This is a genomic window from Serratia sp. TMDUHS_CL (assembly GCF_037137105.1).
Lineage (GTDB): Bacteria > Pseudomonadota > Gammaproteobacteria > Enterobacterales > Enterobacteriaceae > Serratia > Serratia nevei.
The window spans coordinates 75,799-93,300 of record NZ_JBBBDV010000001.1 but is presented as its reverse complement, the minus strand read 5'-3'; the positions used below and the strand labels follow the sequence as shown (position 1 = coordinate 93,300).

General features: G+C 61.2%; 17 protein-coding genes. All 17 read left to right on the top strand.

Features of this window, described 5'->3' with window-relative positions:
* Positions 1 to 102: 102 nt before the first annotated feature.
* Complete coding sequence (tssB, locus tag WCL58_RS00470) at positions 103 to 639, top strand: type VI secretion system contractile sheath small subunit (RefSeq protein ID WP_047730442.1); 537 nt, start codon at positions 103 to 105, stop codon at positions 637 to 639.
* A gap of 3 nt (positions 640 to 642) precedes the next feature.
* The gene (gene tssC / locus WCL58_RS00465) at positions 643 to 2,148 is read left to right on the top strand and encodes a type VI secretion system contractile sheath large subunit (protein WP_019452990.1); all 1,506 of its coding nucleotides are present in this window, start codon (positions 643 to 645) and stop codon (positions 2,146 to 2,148) included.
* 67 nt (positions 2,149 to 2,215) lie between these two features.
* Positions 2,216 to 2,599, top strand: a complete 384-nt coding sequence (locus WCL58_RS00460; RefSeq protein WP_025303292.1) for a Rap1a/Tai family immunity protein — start codon at positions 2,216 to 2,218, stop codon at positions 2,597 to 2,599.
* The gene (locus tag WCL58_RS00455; RefSeq protein ID WP_060420731.1) at positions 2,596 to 3,087 is read left to right on the top strand and encodes a T6SS effector amidase Tae4 family protein; all 492 of its coding nucleotides are present in this window, start codon (positions 2,596 to 2,598) and stop codon (positions 3,085 to 3,087) included. Before WCL58_RS00460 ends, WCL58_RS00455 begins: the two co-directional genes overlap by 4 nt.
* 26 nt (positions 3,088 to 3,113) lie before the next feature.
* Entirely contained in the window at positions 3,114 to 3,542 is a 429-nt protein-coding gene (locus tag WCL58_RS00450) for a T6SS amidase immunity protein Tai4 family protein (protein ID WP_443004958.1), read from the top strand.
* 195 nt (positions 3,543 to 3,737) lie between these two features.
* Positions 3,738 to 4,220: an Hcp family type VI secretion system effector gene (locus WCL58_RS00445; protein WP_038876771.1), complete on the top strand. Its 483-nt coding sequence runs from the start codon at positions 3,738 to 3,740 to the stop codon at positions 4,218 to 4,220.
* Between the two features lie 51 nt (positions 4,221 to 4,271).
* Positions 4,272 to 4,751 (top strand): type VI secretion system amidase effector protein Tae4, encoded by a 480-nt coding sequence (locus tag WCL58_RS00440; protein WP_141959549.1) that lies wholly within the window; start codon positions 4,272 to 4,274, stop codon positions 4,749 to 4,751.
* A 20-nt stretch (positions 4,752 to 4,771) separates the two neighbouring features.
* A complete protein-coding gene (locus WCL58_RS00435) occupies positions 4,772 to 5,110 on the top strand; it encodes a type VI secretion system amidase immunity protein Tai4 (protein WP_260439759.1) in 339 nt (112 codons plus the stop codon).
* 243 nt (positions 5,111 to 5,353) lie between these two features.
* Positions 5,354 to 7,057: a type VI secretion system-associated FHA domain protein TagH gene (tagH, locus tag WCL58_RS00430; protein WP_336850290.1), complete on the top strand. Its 1,704-nt coding sequence runs from the start codon at positions 5,354 to 5,356 to the stop codon at positions 7,055 to 7,057.
* Positions 7,057 to 7,830, top strand: a complete 774-nt coding sequence (locus tag WCL58_RS00425; RefSeq protein WP_015378289.1) for a PP2C family protein-serine/threonine phosphatase — start codon at positions 7,057 to 7,059, stop codon at positions 7,828 to 7,830. Before tagH ends, WCL58_RS00425 begins: the two co-directional genes overlap by 1 nt.
* Before the next feature lie 28 nt (positions 7,831 to 7,858).
* Positions 7,859 to 8,845, top strand: a complete 987-nt coding sequence (locus tag WCL58_RS00420; RefSeq protein WP_070914628.1) for a type VI secretion system-associated protein — start codon at positions 7,859 to 7,861, stop codon at positions 8,843 to 8,845.
* A 15-nt stretch (positions 8,846 to 8,860) separates the two neighbouring features.
* Positions 8,861 to 9,682: a type VI secretion system accessory protein TagJ gene (locus WCL58_RS00415; RefSeq protein ID WP_336850289.1), complete on the top strand. Its 822-nt coding sequence runs from the start codon at positions 8,861 to 8,863 to the stop codon at positions 9,680 to 9,682.
* A 2-nt stretch (positions 9,683 to 9,684) separates the two neighbouring features.
* The gene (locus WCL58_RS00410) at positions 9,685 to 10,260 is read left to right on the top strand and encodes a type VI secretion system baseplate subunit TssE (RefSeq protein WP_038876749.1); all 576 of its coding nucleotides are present in this window, start codon (positions 9,685 to 9,687) and stop codon (positions 10,258 to 10,260) included.
* A gap of 4 nt (positions 10,261 to 10,264) precedes the next feature.
* Entirely contained in the window at positions 10,265 to 12,151 is a 1,887-nt protein-coding gene (gene tssF, locus WCL58_RS00405) for a type VI secretion system baseplate subunit TssF (protein WP_038876747.1), read from the top strand.
* Positions 12,148 to 13,218, top strand: a complete 1,071-nt coding sequence (gene tssG / locus WCL58_RS00400; protein ID WP_048234377.1) for a type VI secretion system baseplate subunit TssG — start codon at positions 12,148 to 12,150, stop codon at positions 13,216 to 13,218. Before tssF ends, tssG begins: the two co-directional genes overlap by 4 nt.
* 56 nt (positions 13,219 to 13,274) lie before the next feature.
* A complete protein-coding gene (gene tssH / locus WCL58_RS00395; protein WP_336850287.1) occupies positions 13,275 to 15,929 on the top strand; it encodes a type VI secretion system ATPase TssH in 2,655 nt (884 codons plus the stop codon).
* A gap of 49 nt (positions 15,930 to 15,978) precedes the next feature.
* On the top strand, positions 15,979 to 17,424 hold the full coding sequence (locus WCL58_RS00390) for a serine/threonine protein kinase (RefSeq protein ID WP_336850285.1): 1,446 nt from the start codon (positions 15,979 to 15,981) through the stop codon (positions 17,422 to 17,424).
* Positions 17,425 to 17,502 lie beyond the last annotated feature (78 nt).

Below are 17,502 nucleotides of genomic sequence, written 5' to 3'. Positions count from 1 at the left end.
TGACGCATCCGATACCGTCTGCCCCGGCGCAGACCCGAATCAGAACCTGACTCTCCCAGCCGGACGAGGCGCGTTCCCAATCGCCATTAGATGGAGTAAATCATGTCAAACTCGAAATCCCGCAGCGGGCAGAAATTTATCGCCCGCAACCGCGCGCCGCGCGTACAGATTGAATACGATGTCGAAATTTATGGCGCAGAGCGCAAAATCCAGCTGCCGTTCGTGATGGGCGTGATGGCGGATCTGGTGGGGAAAGCGGTCGATCCGCAAGCCAGCGTGGAAGAACGCAAGTTCATGGAGATCGACGTCGACAACTTCGACGAGCGCATGAAATCGCTGAAGCCGCGCGTCGCTTATCAGGTCGATAACACCCTGACCGGCGAAGGCAAGCTGAACATCGATCTGACCTTCGAAAGCATGGAAGACTTCTCCCCTGCCGCTATCGCCCGCAAGGTCGACTCGCTGGGCAATCTGCTGGACGCCCGCACCCAGCTTTCCAACCTGCTGTCTTATATGGACGGTAAGAACGGCGCCGAAGAGCTGATCTCCAAGATCCTGCAAAACCCGGCGCTGCTGCAATCCCTGACCGACGCGCCGAAGCCGGCGGTTAACGACGACAACAACGAGCGTGAGGATTAATCGATGAGCAACTCGCCTCAGCAACAAAATGCGTTGCAGACCACCGAGACTTTTTCCAGCGATGAATTCAGCGCGCTGCTGAACAAAGAGTTCCGGCCGAAGACCGATCAGGCCAAAGAAGCGGTCGAGAACGCGGTGAAAACCCTGGCGCAACAGGCGCTGGAAAACACCGTCACCGTTTCTTCCGACGCCTACCGCACCATCCAGGCGCTGATCGCGGAAATCGACGAAAAGCTGTCGCAGCAGATCAACCAGATCATTCACCACGACGACTTCCAGAAGCTGGAAGGCGCCTGGCACGGCCTGCATTATCTGGTCAACAACTCCGAAACCGACGAGATGCTGAAGATCCGCTTTATGAGCATTTCCAAACAGGAGCTGGGCCGCACGCTGAAGCGCTATAAAGGCGTGGGCTGGGACCAGAGCCCGATCTTCAAGAAAGTCTACGAAGAAGAGTATGGCCAGTTCGGCGGCGAGCCGTTCGGCTGCCTGGTGGGCGACTACTACTTCGATCACAGCCCGCAGGACGTGGAGCTGCTGGGCGAAATGGCCAAGATCGGTGCCGCCTCGCATTGCCCGTTCATCGCCGGCACCGCGCCGAGCGTGATGCAGATGGAGTCCTGGCAGGAGCTGTCCAACCCGCGCGATCTGACCAAGATTTTCCAGAACACCGAGTACGCCGCCTGGCGCAGCCTGCGCGAGTCGGAAGACGCGCGCTACCTGGGCCTGGTGATGCCGCGTTTCCTGGCGCGCCTGCCCTACGGCATCCGCACCAACCCGGTGGACGAGTTTGACTTTGAAGAAGAAACCGACGGCGCGACCCACGGCAATTACACCTGGACCAACGCCGCCTACGCCATGGCCGCCAACATCAACCGTTCGTTCAAAGAGTTCGGCTGGTGCACCGCCATTCGCGGGGTGGAATCCGGCGGCGCGGTGGAAAACCTGCCGTGCCACACCTTCCCGAGCGACGACGGCGGCGTGGACATGAAGTGCCCGACCGAGATCGCCATCAGCGATCGCCGCGAAGCCGAGCTGGCCAAAAACGGCTTTATGCCGCTGGTGCACCGCAAAAACTCCGACTTCGCCGCCTTTATCGGCGCGCAGTCGCTGCAGAAGCCGGCGGAATACTACGATGCCGACGCCTCCGCCAACGCCCAGCTTTCCGCGCGCCTGCCGTACCTGTTCGCCTGCTGCCGCTTCGCGCACTACCTGAAGTGCATCGTGCGCGACAAAATTGGCTCCTTCCGCGAGCGCGACGACATGGAACGCTGGCTGAACGACTGGATCATGAACTACGTGGACGGCGATCCGGCCAACTCCTCGCAGGAAACCAAGTCGCGCAAACCGCTGGCTGCGGCGGAAGTGCAGGTGGAAGAGATCGAAGACAACCCGGGCTATTACAGCGCCAAGTTCTTCCTGCGCCCGCACTACCAGCTGGAAGGCCTGACCGTCTCCCTGCGCCTGGTGTCGAAGCTGCCTTCGCTGAAGCAAAACGACGCGTCCTGATGGACTGAAGTCAGGCCGCGAGAGTGCGGCCTGGCTGATACATCAACCTCATCACAGGGAAAGAAAGATGAAGACAAAACGGTTTTATCTGGCATCGCTGTTGGCTGTCGTCTGCTCGCTCTCCGCCGCGCCGCCAGCTTTCGCAGAGCAGACATCGATAGCGCACTTGACGTCCGATGATGTCAATCTGCCAGGCAGCGACTTTTTCCGTTTCTATCGCAGTGCAGATAAACAGGAAAAAGAGAAAGCGCGGATTTATTTGCTGGGCGTGCTGGACGCGACGGAAGGAAAAAGCTGGTGCCAATACAGCCAGCTACAAACCGTCACTCTGCAGGAGTTTGTGTTCGAATTCTTTAATAAACTTCCCGCTGCGCGCCTGCACGAAAGGGCTGCCCCCCTGATTGAAGAGGCTCTGGCGACTCGCTTCCCCTGCAAAGGAGGCAAAGCATGAAACCTTTATATCGTCAGCTAAAAAGCAGCCATTACTCCTCTGATTACTCTAGCCCGGGATATTTGGCAGCAGAAGCCGTTTACGCCGAGATTGGTTATGAGCTTGATACGCTTCTAAAGCAAAACCCTGGTTATGCCAATACCTGTGCCGTCCGCATGAGCCTGGCGCTGTTGAAAGCCGGCATCAGCTTCAAAGGCCGTCTGCCAATCAAAAAAGGCACCTATAAGGGTAAAACGATTGAGCCTGGAGCCAAACTGCTGGCCGATCAGTTGCATCGCTCCAGTAGTTTTGGCAAAGCCAACATTTTCTTTAATGCTCCAGATGCAGAGAAGGGTATCGGCAATAAAAAAGGCGTCGTGTTCTTCAATAAAATAACCAACTATGATGGCGGACACATTGATCTTATCGAACCAGAAAACTCGCTATTGACCTGCCATTCCCATTGCTATTTTAACTGCAAAGAAGTCTGGTTTTGGGAATTAAGCTAGTGTTCCATCGGCTGACCAGTAAAAGCATGAGATTTGGTTTAACTGCATGCTTGCTTATCGCCTCATTAAGGTTGCAAGCAGCGCCAAATCAGGATCCTGTGGCATTTATCAAACAGCTGCCTTATCACCAGGTCGTAAAAGAACTGGCATTGTCTCGCTGCCTGGCACAGGTCTCCGATTCGGATAAGGCATTCTCTCTTGATGCAGCCAGAACGGCGAATGCGATGAGAGAATGGATGCCATTCGACATCGAATCAGGTGATGAGAAAATCAATGTTCTCATCGGAAAATATAAATCCAGAATCAATGAGTTTCACAGTGAAACTAAAGACAGGAGTCAAGGCGTCACCTTGAACTGTCTGCGGTTGTACCATAGTTCTGAATTGGACAAGCTTTCCCGACAGCTCATTGCAGGCAATCCAGATCGCGCGTGGAATCAAGATAACGCGAAATAATTAAGCATTGAGCCATTAGCACTTAATAGTGGCTCGGTAACCCGTACCGATAGTTTTCGGTATTTAAGAAGGTGCATGGCACAAGGATATAAATTGGTAATGCATTACCACACTTGCAATTCCTGCTGCTATTACCTGAGTTTTTCAACGTAACGTTAATACTACTGTTAACCCTTAATAAAGAGTGAAGAAACTATGGCTATTGATATGTTCCTGAAAGTTGAAGGTGCCAGCGGCGAATCCAAAGATTCGAATCACAAAGGCTGGACCGACATTACTTCTTTCTCCTGGGGCGCTTCTCAACCGGGCAATATGGGCGTTGGCGGCGGCGGTGGCGCCGGCAAAGTGTGCTTCAACGATCTGCACGTCAACGCGCTGATCGACAAGTCAACCCCGGCCTTGCTGAAACACTGCTCAAGCGGCAAACACCTGACCAAGATTGAGCTGTCGGTTTGTAAGGCGGGTGGTAGCCAGGTTGAATACGCAAAAATCACCCTGGAAGACGTGCTGGTCACCGCCGTACAGTACACCGGTGCAGGCGGCGAAGATACCGTGGGCGTCACCTACTCCTTCCAGGCGGCGAAAGTGAAACAGCAATACTGGGAGCAGAGCGACAAAGGCGGCAAAGGCGCCGAAAGCAGCGCAGGTTGGAACATCAAGGAAAACCGCGAAGCTTAATCCTCCCGCAAAGATGCCCCTGATTAGGGGCATCTATCAACAGAGGACGTTATAATGAGTCGCCCTTCATTCCAGCAAGCGTGGCAACGATTTAGCGAAATAAACGTAGATATTACTGATGTTGGCAAAAAGATCGGTGGAAATATAGGTCTTAACATTGAGCTTGGCGTCAATGATCCATTGCAAGGATTCACCAATGCCTGCGCAATACGCATGAGTTACACGCTCAATTACTCTGGTTTTAAAGTTGAACGAGGAGCATGGAAGACCGTTTCAGGCAAAGATAAAAATTGGTACATTTATCGTGTCAGAGATATTATTAACTTCTTGAGCTATAAATTCGGCAAACCTGATAAAACGATAAAAAACCCTACCCCCAGTGACTTTTCAAAAGACAAAGGGATATTGGTTTTCACTGTTCCAGGATGGAATGATGCCAGCGGGCACGCAACATTATGGAACGGTACAACCTGCTCAGATCATTGTTACTTTCCAAAGTCCAGCGAGGCATCTATATGGCTACTAAAATAAAATCCCTGTGTGTTGCAAGCATGATATTTTTGGGATGTACTCAAGCAGCTCAAGCCAAAGAAAGTTATTCCCCTGCCGAGTACCTCAAAAACTACGCGCTTAGCGTTTGTATCGCCGAGGGGTACTCAGCAAAAGAAGTCAAAAACGATGCCGCCGCCACCGCCAGGGGTTACATGGAGTTCGGCGATTATTCTCTGGAAGCGCATACCGCTGTCAGGGCGCTGGCAAAAGAATTTCTGGCAAAGCACTATGACAGCATGTCTGGGGAGCCGATGACGATGGCAAAGTGCATCGATCTTGTACATAGCCAAGCGTTGCAAGCCATCATCAAGAAGTACCAAGGGAAAGACGACAACTGATATCAGAATTAGTTATGAGAGAGCCGTTACCCTTGAGATGTTCAACGGAATTTTATTTCACCTTCTTATTCCATAATTCTTTCAATTAATAACAAAAGCATTTCGTAAAATTAAGACTACAACAAGCCTTAGTGAACGAGTTAAGAAACAACTTAACGGCTTGCCAAAATATCCGCCAATTTTGGCAAGCCAAAGATCGAATCATTAATTATTGCACTACCTCCTAATCAGCAGGAATGCCTTATGCGATTTTCCATTGTAAAAAATAAAAGCGGCCAGGTTCCGCCGCAGAGCAGTTGCGATTTTCTGCCGCCGGGCGGCACCATCGGCCGCAGCGTGGACAACAACCTGGTGCTGCCGGACGAAGAGCGCGCCATTTCCCGCCTGCAGGCGATCGTGCATATTTCCGCTGACGGCGAATGCCGCATCACCAACCGCGGCAACGTTACCCGCGTGCTGCTGAACGACATTCCGCTGGAACGTGGCCGCCAGGTTGAACTGCAGGACGGCGACATGCTCGGCATCGACGATTACCAGATTGAAGTCAGCGCGCTGCACCAGCACGCCGCGCCACAGGCTCAACCGGTGGTCAAGGCCGCCGCCAAAGAAAAATCCGCCGCGCCCATCCCCAACGAAATCTGGGACAGCCTGGTGGAAGAATTTACCCCGAATGCGCCGGCCGCCGTCACGCCGCCGCCGGTCGCCAATCCTGGCAACCACCCGCTGCTGGATACCCCCGCTCGCGAGCTGAACCCGGCCGATCCGCTGGCACAGCTGGCGGGCGATGTCGATCTGCGCCAGCTGCAGCAGCAGCAAACCGATCCGGCGGCGCTGTTCAACACCGACACCACCTTTGAGCGCGAACACATCCTGGCCGATACCACCCCCAGCGCGCTGCTGGCGGAACAGGCTGCGCCAGCGCGGCCGGCAACCCCGGCTCAGAATGCGCAGCAACCGGAGCAAGAGCTGGATCCGCTGGCGCTGTTCGGCGGTTCATCCGCTCCCGCGTCGCCCGAGACGCTAAACAGCAACGATCCGCTGGGGCTGCTGATGGGCGGCGCCGTGCCGCTGGCTCAGCCGGATGAGCCGGTACAGCCGCCCGCGCCGCCGTCTCCGCCTCCGATCGCCGCACAACCGCAAGCGCCACGCCCAGAGCCGACGCCACCACCCGTGCAGACGCCTGAGCCACAGCCCCAACCCGTGCCGCAGTTCAACCAGCAGGAACCGCCTGCGCAGCCGCCGCGCCCGCGCCAGGGCAACCGCCTGGGCATCGATCCGGTCGCCTACCAGTCCGCTCAGCGGCAGCACGCCGCCGCGCCGAATGGCGACACCTTAGAGGGGCCGCTGCTGACGGCGCTGTTGCAAGGCATCGGCCTCGACGATCTGCAGCCGCAGCCGCACTTCGACGAACGGCAGATCCGCCAGGCCGGCCGCCTGCTGAGCCTGTTCTCGCAGGGCACCGTCGCCCTGCTTTCATCCCGCTCGATCCTCAAGCGCGGCGTGAAGGCCGAGATGACCATGATCCTCGACGAGGCCAACAACCCGTTCAAGCTGCTGCCTTCGGGCAAAACGGTGCTGATGCAGATGTTCGGCAGCCAGATGCCGGGCTTTATGCCGCCGGAGCAGGCGGTGCGCGATGCGCTGATCGACCTGCAGGCGCACCAGCTGGGGATGATCGCCGGCATCCGCGCCATCATCGCCGCCATGCTGCAGTCGTTCAACCCGGAGCGCCTCGAAGAGGAAGCGCGCAAGGAAGGCGTGGCGCCGCGTCTGTCGCTGCCCGCCAACCGCAAGGCTGCGCTGTGGGACTACTTCGTGAAGAACTATCAGCAAACCTCCGGCGAGATCGAGGACGATTTCCACACCCTGTTCGGCGAAGCCTTCCTGCACGCCTATGACGTTGAAGTGAATCAATACAAAGACTCACAGACCAAACCGGACGCGTAATGAATATCACCATAGCCTCTACCTCCAACCAGGGCGGCCGCGCCTCCAACCAGGATCAGACCGGCGAGGTGCTCGGCAACCGCGCCGCCTGCTTCGTGGTGTGCGACGGCATCGCCGGCTTTCCGGGCGGCGATATCGCCGCCAAACTGGCGCGCGACACCATTTTGCAAAACTTCGACGGCGAAAAGCACCTGAACGCCCAAAGCATTCGCCAGCACATTACGCGCGCCAACGCCGCCATCCACCAGCAACAGCGACAGTCGGACGAATACAGCAAGATGGGCACCACGCTGGTCAGCCTGTTTATCGATCGCGATTACCAGCTGGCCTACTGGGCGCACGCCGGCGACAGCCGCCTGTACCTGTTCCGCCGCGGCTACCTGCATGCCGTCACCACCGACCACAGCCTGATCCAGCAGATGCAGGACGCCGGCTATCAGACCAACGGCATCAACAGCAACCTGCTGTATTTCGCGCTGGGGCTGAACGAAGAGCGCGACGCCACCTACAGCGACGTGCTGCAGCTGGAAGACGGCGACGTTTTCCTGCTGTGCACCGACGGCTTCTGGCACAGCTTCAGCCAGGCCGAACTGGAACAGTCGCTGCACATGGTCAACTCCCCCAGCGAGTGGATCGCCCTGATGCAGCAGGCATGGAAGAAAAACAATAACAGCGATAACTACAGCGCTATCGCCGTCTGGATTGGCTCACCGCAGGAAACCACCCTGCTGCATTCGCTGGCGGATGCGGAACGGTTTCTGAGCCGCGACTGAGCAGCGCACATTCACAGCAAGGTTCACTATGAAATATTGGATGCCGGGGCTCGTCGCCCTGATGGCGGTACCGACCGCGCAGGCGATGAACTATCGCCTGGTTTACTCCCCCAGCCAGAAGCTGGAAGTGTTTATCGATGACGTCAAAAACAGCAATCCCGAAAGCTGGTGCGGCAAGAGCATCCCGCTGCGCATCGTCTCGGCGCAAAGCCAAGATCCGGCGGTGCTGAACGACTTTCTGCCGCGCGTCGGCAATCTGTTGGAAAAACAGTGCCCGAAAGCCGGCCACCTGCCCTGGACGCTGACCGACAAGCGCGGTGAAAAGCTGGCCAGCGGCGAAGCCGCCAAAGCGCGCGGCTGGAAACCGGTGGTCAAACAGGAGGCCGTCGAGCAGCCGGAAACCCCGCCGCAGCCGGCGATCCCTGCGGCGGTAGCCGTGACCTCTCCGCAGGCGGACACCGCGCCGCCTCAGCGTTTCAACCTGCCGCAGGGCTGCCACTTCCGCACCTTCTGGCATGACGACGCCAACGGCGGCGCGCTGTTCATTCCCGCCGGCGACGCGCTGCGCTGCGGCGAGGACGGCTGGCTGCAGGGCAGCGGCGCAGTCACGCTGCAACAGGGCGGCCAAACCCTCTCGCCGACGTTGTGGTTCCTTCAGGGCTATCCGCTGGCGCAGCTCAACGGCGGCGATCGCGCCCTGACCGTCGTCAGCGCCAACGCCCAACGGCTGGTTCTGGGCGGTAACCCGCAGGCGCCGGGCAGCTTCCTGCTGCTGAGCTTCGAACCGAAGCTGCACGCCTGGGCGTTCAACGGCGAAGCGATCGTTGAAATGCCGCGCGTCGATGCCGCCGACGAGAACAAGGTCAAACAGCGCCTGCAGCAGGCGCAAACCGCCTGGCAACCGCTGCTGAGCGCCCCCGCTCCGCTGACCTTCAAGCTGGTGGAAAAGCTGGCCGCAGACCGGGTCGATCCCGCCAGCGGCAGCTACCTGTCGGTTAACGGCGCCACTCACTGATCATAAGGAAAGCCTGTGAAATCATTAGCAAGCATGCTGCAAGGCCAGTCGATCGGCGCGGCCATCACCGCCGTCGAAAACGAGATCAAGGGAAAACCGGCGGATGCCGACCTGCGCGCCGCGCTGGTGCAACTGCTGTGCCTGAGCGGCAACTGGACGCGCGCCAACGCGCAGCTGAAATCCTGGCAGGCGCTGAAACCGATCGCCCAACCGACCACGCTGCTGCTGATGCAGTCGGTCAACGCCGAACTGCAACGCCAGGCGGTGTTCGCCGGTACGGCCGCGCCGGCGCTGCTGCTGCAGGATCAGCCCTGGCTGAAACTGATGGTGCAGGCGCTGCATCAGGATACGCAAGGCGCGGCCGAACAGGCCCAGGCGCTGCGTGACGAAGCGCTGGAGGCCGCCCCGGCCGGCGCCGGGCGGTTAACGCTGGCCGAAGGCGACCAAGAACGGCAGCTGAGTTTCGACTGGCTGACCGACGGTGACGGCCGCCTCGGGCCGGTGTGCGAGCTGGCGCTGAACGGCGTTTACTACTGGCTGCCGTTTGCCAACATCGCCGCGATCCAGTTCCAGGCGCCGCAGAGCGCCATCGATCTGGTGTGGAGCCACGCGCTGGTGCGCCTCACCGACGGCCGCGAACAGGTGTGCCAACTGCCCGCGCGTTATCCGCTGGCCGAAGGCAGCGACGACGCGCTGCTGCTGGGCAAACGCACCGAATGGCAACCGCTGGGCGACGGCACCCACTATGCGGGGCAGGGCCTGAAGACCTGGCTCAGCGAAAGCGACGAATTCCCGCTGCACAGCCTGCGGCAGCTGAGCTTCGACGCGAGCGCCTGAACATGAACGATAAGCGCCCACCCCACTACGACGGCGGCGATCTGCGCCGCCAGGGCTATCGCTATCGTCAGGACAGCGAGCGCCTGACGTCGCGCGACAAAATGCAGCCGGTGCTGCTCGACATGCTGACCGACGACGAACCGCAGAAAAAGCAGGAAGCACAGGTGCGCAACCTGGTGTCGCACAGCGAGCTGCGCCGCCGGGTGCTGCGCGATCTGCAGTGGCTGTTCAACTGCGTCAACAGCGAGTCCAATCTGGATCTCGGCGACTTTCCGCAGGTGCGGCGCTCCACCCTGAATTACGGCATCGCCTCGCTGGCGGGCAAGCGCATGTCGGATATCGAATGGCTCGACATTCAGCGCGCGCTGACCGAATCCATTCTCCATTTCGAACCGCGCATTTTGCCCGAGGGGCTGCAGGTGCGCTGCATCTCGGACACCGGCTCGCTGGAGCTGCACAACGTGCTGTCGATCGAAATCAAGGGCCGCCTGTGGTGCGTGCCCTATCCGCTGGAGTTTCTGTTCCGTACCGACGTGGATCTGGAAAACGGCCACTTCGATCTGAAAGACATAGGGTAAGGCGATGGACAGTAAACTTTTAGACTATTACAACCGCGAGCTGGCCTATCTGCGTGAGATGGGCGCCGAGTTCGCCGAACAGTACCCGAAGGTCGCGGGCCGTCTCGGCATGCGCGGCATCGACGTGGCGGATCCCTATATCGAGCGCCTGATGGAGGGCTTCGCCTTCCTCACCTCGCGCGTGCAGCTGAAAATGGACGCCGAGTTCCCGCGCTTTTCTCAGCGCTTGCTGGAGATCATCTACCCCAATTACCTGTCGCCGACGCCGTCGATGGCGATCGCCGAGCTGCAGCCGGACAGCAGCAAAGGCGACATCAGCAACGGCTTCGTGGTGCCGCGCGGCACCATGATGGACAGCCAGACGCTGAAGAAAAGCGGCATCACCTGCAGCTACACCACCGCCCATGACGTCACGCTGCAGCCGGTGCGCATCGCCGGCGTCGAGCTGGGCGGCATTCCGGCCGATATCCCGCTGGCCTCGCTGGGGCTGCAGCACAGCGGCTGCGTCAGCGCGCTGCGCATTCGTCTCGAGTGCTACGAAAGCGTGACGCTCAACAACCTGCAGCTGGACCAGCTGATGTTTTACCTGGCCGGGCCGGACATGCAGGCGCAGCAGCTGCTGGAACTGCTGATGCAGCACAGCGTCGGGCTTGTCTGCCAAACGGTGGAGGCGCAGCCACAGCGGCGCGCGCTGGCGCTGGACGGGCTGCGGCAGGAGGGCTTCGCCGCCGAACAGGCGCTGCTGCCCAACGACCTGCGCAACTTCGAAGGCTACCGGCTGCTGCAGGAATATTTCGCCTTCCCGGCACGCTTCCAGTTCTTCAGCGTCAACGGCCTGCGCCCGCTGCTGCAAAGCGTGCGCGAAGGGAAAAAGGCGCTGCGCCAGTTCGAGATCGTGGTGCTGCTGGATCGGCACGACGCCGCGCTGGAACGGGTGGTCGACGCCGCCCATTTGGCGCTGCACTGCACGCCGGTGATCAACCTGTTTCCGAAGGTCGCCGAACGCATCGCGATCAACGAAAAAAACCACGAATACCATCTGGTGGTCGACAATATCCGGCCGCTGGATTACGAAGTATTCTCGGTGCAGCGGCTCGGCGGCAGCGCCAGCGAAAAACGCTACGAGCAAGAGTTTCGGCCGTTTTACAGCACCCTGAGCGCGGACGACGGCAACTATGGCGCCTACTTCTCGCTGCGGCGCGAACAGCGCACGCTGTCGGAGCACGCCCGCCGCTACGGCACCCGCACCGGCTATGCCGGTTCGGAAGTGTTCGTGTCGCTGGTGGACGAGCGGCAATCGCCGTGGCACAGCGATCTGAAATACCTCACCGCCGACGTGCTGTGCACCAGCCGCGACCTGCCGTTGATGCTGCTGCAACAGGATCAGGGCAACTTCGTGATGCCCGACTCGATCCCGATCAAGCAGGTCTCGCTGCGCAAAGGCCCCACTCCGCCGCGCCCGGCGCTGGCCGAAGGCATGATCACCTGGCGGCTGATCAGCCAGCTGCAGCTGAACTACCTCAGCATGATGGACGGCGATCCGGAACAGGGCGCCGCCAGCCTGCGCCAGCTGATGGGGCTGTACGGCAACCTGAGCGAACCGGCGATCGCCAAACAGATCCAGGGCGTGCGCCACTGCAACCTGCGGCCGGTCTATCGGCGAGTGCCGGAGCCGGGCCCCATCGTGTTCGCACGCGGCATCGCCATCGATCTGACGGTCGATGAGCAGGCGTTCTCCGGCAACAGCCCTTACCTGCTCGGCAGCGTGCTGGAGCGCCTGTTCTCGCGCCTGGTGGCGATGAACACCTTCACCGAGATGACGCTCTCCAGCCAGCAGCGCGGCGAAATCGCCCACTGGCAGGCGCGCATGGGCAAAAGGACGCTGATATGAGCGCGGAGATGATTGCTACCGAACTGGCGCCGCCGCAGATCAACGCGCTGTATCGCCTGCCGGACGACTTCTGGCCGCGGCTGCGCAGCGCGCCTTACAAGCACGATCTGTTTCAGCTGCTGCGCCGTATCGACGCCCAGGGCGGCCAACCCTACCTGCTGGGGCGCGCGCCGCTGCCGCGTCACGAGATGCTGCGCCTGGGCCAGGAGCCGTCGCTGTCGTTCGCGCCCTCCACGCTGGCGCAGGTGGCGCCGCGCGCCAACAGCCCGCTGCACGACGTCTCGATCTTCAGCTTCGGCCTGTTCGGCCCCAACGGGCCGCTGCCGCTGCACCTGACCGAATACGTGCGCGAACGGGTGTACCACCATCAGGACACCACCCTGCTGGCGTTCACCAATCTGTTCCATCACCGGCTGACGCTGCTGTTTTACCGCGCCTGGGCCGACGCGCAGCCGACGGTGTCGCTGGATCGCCCGGACAACCGGCGCTTCGACGAATACCTGTCGAGCCTGATAGGCATCGGCCAGCCGGCGCAGCAGGAACGCGACAGCATCAACGCCCACGCCAAACATTTTATGGCCGGTCATCTGATTCGCCACAGCCGCGATCCGGAAGGCCTGAGCAAGATTTTGCAGCAGTATTTCAAGGTGCCGGTGCGCATCGTCGAGAACGTGCCGCACTGGCTGCGGGTGGAACCGCGCGAGCAGGCGCGGCTCAAGGCCGGGCGCGGTGCGCCGCGGCTCGGCGAGTCGGCCTTTCTCGGCATCGCGGTGCGCGATATTCAGCACAAATTCCGCATCGAGCTGGGGCCGATGCCGCAGCGGGACTATGACCGCTTCCTGCCCGGCGCCGACCTGTGCCGGCAGCTGCGCGACTGGGTGCGCCAATACCTGGGCATCGAGTTCGTCTGGGAAGTCCGTCTGATCCTGGCGAAGGAACAGGCGCACGGCCTCCAGCTCGGCGGCGCGCAGCGATTGGGCCTGAGCAGCTGGCTGGCCGACGATCGGCGGCAACGCGATCTCGACGATCTGATCTTCAGCCCTGAACCGCTGGAAAATCCGTTCTGACCCTATTTCGGCCGGCGCCCTGCGGCGCCAGGCCACTCTGAGACCTGAGGAAAACCATGTCTGAAATCAGCCGCTCGGTATTATTTGGCAAACTGGATAGCCTGTTATTCACCTCTCTGGAAAGTGCGACGGCTTTTTGCAAGCTGCGCGGTAACCCCTACGTCGAACTGGCGCACTGGCTGCATCAGCTGATGCAATCGCCGGACGGCGATCTGCAGCAGATCGTCCGCCACTTCGCGCTGGACGAGGCGCAGTTGGCGCGCGACATCGTCGAGGCGCTCGATCGCTTGCCGCGCGGCGCCAGCGCCATCTCCGATCTGTCCGAGCACATCGACAGCGCGGTAGAACGCGCCTGGGTCTATGGCTCATTGAAATTCGGCGCGGCGCGCATCCGCGGCGGCCACCTGCTGCTCGGCATCCTGAAAACCTACAGCCTGCGCCATCTGCTGAAGGCCATTTCCCCACAGTTCGAGCGCATCAACGCCGATCTGTTGATGGAGCAGTTCGCCGCCATCACTGCCCACTCGGCGGAAAATACCCTGGATGCGCCGGCGGAAAGCGCCGCCGATAACGTATCCGGCGCACCGCGCGGCGGTGAAAGCGTGCTGGCGCAGTATGCCCAGGATCTGACCGCCAGAGCTCGCAACGGCGAGATCGACCCGGTAGCCGGCCGCGATGAGGAAATCCGGCAAATCATCGATATCCTGATGCGCCGCCGCCAGAACAACCCGCTGCTGACCGGCGAGGCCGGCGTCGGGAAAACCGCGGTGGTGGAAGGCCTGGCGCTGCGCATCGTGGCCGGTGACGTGCCGCCGCAGCTGCGCGACGTGAAACTATGCCTGCTGGACATCGGCATGCTGCAGGCCGGCGCCGGCGTCAAAGGCGAGTTTGAAAAACGGCTGCAGGCGGTGATCGACGAAGTGCAGTCCAGCCCGACGCCGATCATTCTGTTTATCGACGAAATTCATACCCTGATCGGCGCCGGCGGCGCCCAGGGCACCGGCGACGCCGCCAACCTGCTGAAACCGGCGCTGGCGCGCGGCCAGCTGCGCACTATCGGCGCCACCACCTGGTCGGAATACAAGAAATACATCGAGAAAGACCCGGCGCTCACCCGACGTTTCCAGGTGGTCCAGGTACAGGAGCCGAGCGAAGACAAAGCGCTGCTGATGCTGCGCAGCACCGTCAGCCCGCTGGAACAACACCACCGCGTGCTGCTGCTGGATGAAGCGGTGGACGCTGCAGTGCGGCTGTCGCATCGCTATATTCCTGCCCGCCAGCTGCCGGACAAAGCGGTGGCGCTGTTGGATACCGCCTGCGCGCGCGTGGCGGTCAGCCAACATGCCGAGCCTGCCCAGGTCGAAGACTGCCGCCACCGCATCGATGCGCTGCAGATAGAGTTGGATATCGCCCGTCGCGAGGCCAAGGTGGGCATCGGCGATCCCCTGCGCCCGCAGGAGATTGAAACCCAGCTGACCGCGCTACGCCAGGAGCTGGAACAGCTGACCGACCGCTGGCAACAGGAGCTGGCGCTGATCCAAGAGATCATCACACTGCGCGCCCAGCTGCACCGGCAGGAAGAAGAGTCTACTGAAGAAGAGACGCAGGCGCGCCCTGACGCCGACGCGCTGCGCGCCCAGCTGGGCGAACTGCAGCAGCAGCTGAGCGCGCTGCAGGGTGAAGCGCCGCTGATCTTCGCCGCCGTCGACGCCAACATCGTGGCGGCGGTCGTGGCCGACTGGACCGGCATCCCGCTGGGCCGCATGGTGAAAAACGAGATTGAGGCGGTGCTGCAACTCTCCGACACCCTGAACCAACGCGTGATCGGCCAACGCCATGCGCTGGATCTGATCGCCCGCCGGGTACGCACTTCGCGGGCGCGGCTGGACGATCCGAACAAGCCGGTCGGGGTGTTCCTGCTGGCCGGGCCGTCCGGCGTCGGCAAGACCGAAACCGCGCTGGCGCTGGCGGAAACCCTGTACGGCGGCGAGCAGAACGTCATCACCATCAACATGAGCGAATTCCAGGAGTCGCACACCGTTTCGACGCTGAAAGGCGCGCCTCCCGGCTATGTCGGCTACGGCGAAGGCGGCGTGCTGACCGAGGCGGTGCGCCGCCGCCCATACAGCGTGGTGCTGTTGGACGAAATCGAGAAGGCGCACCCGGACGTGCATGAAATCTTCTTCCAGGTGTTCGACAAGGGCTGGATGGAGGACGGCGAAGGCCGCCATATCGATTTCCGCAACACCATCATCATCCTGACCTCCAACGTCGGCACCGAGCTGATCGCCGGGCTGTGCAGCGATCCGGTGCTGCTGCCGGAGCCGGAAGCGCTGAGCGGCGCGCTGCGCCAGCCGCTGCTGTCGGTGTTCCCGGCCGCCTTGCTCGGCCGCCTGCTGGTGGTGCCGTATTACCCGCTGACCGACGCCACGCTGGGCAACATCGTGCGCCTGCAGCTGGGGCGCATCCAGCGTCGCCTGGCGGAGAATCACGACATCGTCTGCACCTTCGACGACGCGGTCATCGAGCAGATCGTCAGCCGCTGCACCGAGGTGGAGTCCGGCGGCCGCATGGTCGACGCCATCCTGACCAACACCCTGCTGCCGCAGATCAGCCACACCCTGCTGACCGGCAGCGCCAACGACCAGCGCTATCGCCAGCTGCATATCGCGCTGCAGAACCACGAATTCATTTGTCAATTTCAGGCATAACGCCGCGGCCGCCGAGACGGCGGCCCTTTGAACACAGAGAGTCATCACTATGTCGGGAACCGGGATAACCAAACCGAATTCGAACAGCCTGCCGAGCGGCTATCGGTTCAACGAATTCGAGATCCAGGAAGCGATCGGCGAAGGCGGCTTCGGCATCGTCTACCGCGCCTACGATCACCAACTGGAACGCACCATCGCCATCAAAGAATACATGCCGACCTCGCTGGCGAAACGCAACGACGATCTCAGCATCGGGCTGCGCGGCGAGCGCTTCGGCAAAACCTTCCAGGCCGGGCTGAACAGCTTTATTCAGGAGGCGCGCCTGCTGGCCCGCTTCTCGCACCCCGGCCTGCTGCACGTGCTGCGCTTCTGGGAAGAGAACGGCACCGCCTACATGGGCACCCAGTTCTACAGCGGCACCACGCTGAAGAACCTGCAGGCGCAGCAGCCGGAGAAAATCGACGAGGCGTGGATCCGTCGGCTGCTGCCGCCGCTGTTCAGCGCCATCAACACCATCCATCAGGAAGGTTACCTGCACCGCGACATCTCGCTGGATAACATCCAAATTCAGGAGAGCCAGCTGCCGGTGCTGCTGGACTTCGGGTCGGCGCGCAAAGAGATCGGCAACCTGTCGGACGAAACGGAGATCATGCTGAAGCCGGGCTTCGCACCGATCGAGCAGTACACCGAGAACAGCGACGGCGAACAGGGACCCTGGACCGATATCTACGCGCTGGGCGCCGTGCTGCACACGCTGATCGTCGGTTCGCCGCCGCCGGTCAGCGTGGTGCGCAGCATCGAAGACAGCTATCAGCCGCTGGCCGAGCGTCGCCCCGCCGGTTACTCGCCGGAGCTGTTGCGCACCGTCGACCGCGCGCTGGCGCTGAAGCCGGAAGACCGCCCGCAGACCATCGATGAAATGGCCGAGCTGTTGCATCTGCCGATCGCCGATGAAAACGAAATCATCAGCACGCCGGCCGCCGCGCCGGAGAACCTGCTGGTGGCCGCCAACCCGGCCGCTGCAGCCGCAGCCGCCGGCGCCGTTACCGCGCGCAGCACCCGATTCTCGCGGCCGATGATGGCCGGCGCCGGCGTCGCGGCACTGCTGGTGATCGGCGCCGTCGCCTGGCTGAGCGGCGGCAAAGACGATGCCCAGGCCGTGGCGCAAAACACCGCGGCGTCACCGGCGCAGAAAACCCTGACGGAGCAGCCGAGCGCGCCGCAAACCGCGCCATCTGCGCCGGTGGAACCAGAAAAGGCGGCGCCACCACCGCAGCCGGTGGCGCTGGTGTACTTCAAACTGCAGCCGGGCGAACAGGTCAGCCTCGACGGCAAGCCGCAGCAGGTAACGCCGGGTGACAACGGCTTCGCCAGCCTGAATCTGGCGCCGGGCCGTTATCAGCTGGAGATCCGCCACAACGATCGGCTCCGCCGGCAGCAACTCAGCATCGACACCGCCGGCACCTGGCTGGTCAATCCAGCCACCGCCGGTTAATTCCGTTCTGAAGCCCCGCCGCGGCGGGTTTTCCCCTATTTCATGAGACTGACGCACCGCTGCCCACCCTCATTGGCC

Coding starts and splice junctions, on each gene's coding strand:
- tssB (WP_047730442.1), top strand. CDS start 103: ATGTCAAACTCGAAATCCCGCAGCGGGCAGAAATTTATCGCCCGCAAC.
- tssC (WP_019452990.1), top strand. CDS start 643: ATGAGCAACTCGCCTCAGCAACAAAATGCGTTGCAGACCACCGAGACT.
- WCL58_RS00460 (WP_025303292.1), top strand. CDS start 2,216: ATGAAGACAAAACGGTTTTATCTGGCATCGCTGTTGGCTGTCGTCTGC.
- WCL58_RS00455 (WP_060420731.1), top strand. CDS start 2,596: ATGAAACCTTTATATCGTCAGCTAAAAAGCAGCCATTACTCCTCTGAT.
- WCL58_RS00450 (WP_443004958.1), top strand. CDS start 3,114: ATGAGATTTGGTTTAACTGCATGCTTGCTTATCGCCTCATTAAGGTTG.
- WCL58_RS00445 (WP_038876771.1), top strand. CDS start 3,738: ATGGCTATTGATATGTTCCTGAAAGTTGAAGGTGCCAGCGGCGAATCC.
- WCL58_RS00435 (WP_260439759.1), top strand. CDS start 4,772: ATGATATTTTTGGGATGTACTCAAGCAGCTCAAGCCAAAGAAAGTTAT.
- tagH (WP_336850290.1), top strand. CDS start 5,354: ATGCGATTTTCCATTGTAAAAAATAAAAGCGGCCAGGTTCCGCCGCAG.
- WCL58_RS00425 (WP_015378289.1), top strand. CDS start 7,057: ATGAATATCACCATAGCCTCTACCTCCAACCAGGGCGGCCGCGCCTCC.
- WCL58_RS00420 (WP_070914628.1), top strand. CDS start 7,859: ATGAAATATTGGATGCCGGGGCTCGTCGCCCTGATGGCGGTACCGACC.
- WCL58_RS00410 (WP_038876749.1), top strand. CDS start 9,685: ATGAACGATAAGCGCCCACCCCACTACGACGGCGGCGATCTGCGCCGC.
- tssF (WP_038876747.1), top strand. CDS start 10,265: ATGGACAGTAAACTTTTAGACTATTACAACCGCGAGCTGGCCTATCTG.
- tssG (WP_048234377.1), top strand. CDS start 12,148: ATGAGCGCGGAGATGATTGCTACCGAACTGGCGCCGCCGCAGATCAAC.
- tssH (WP_336850287.1), top strand. CDS start 13,275: ATGTCTGAAATCAGCCGCTCGGTATTATTTGGCAAACTGGATAGCCTG.
- WCL58_RS00390 (WP_336850285.1), top strand. CDS start 15,979: ATGTCGGGAACCGGGATAACCAAACCGAATTCGAACAGCCTGCCGAGC.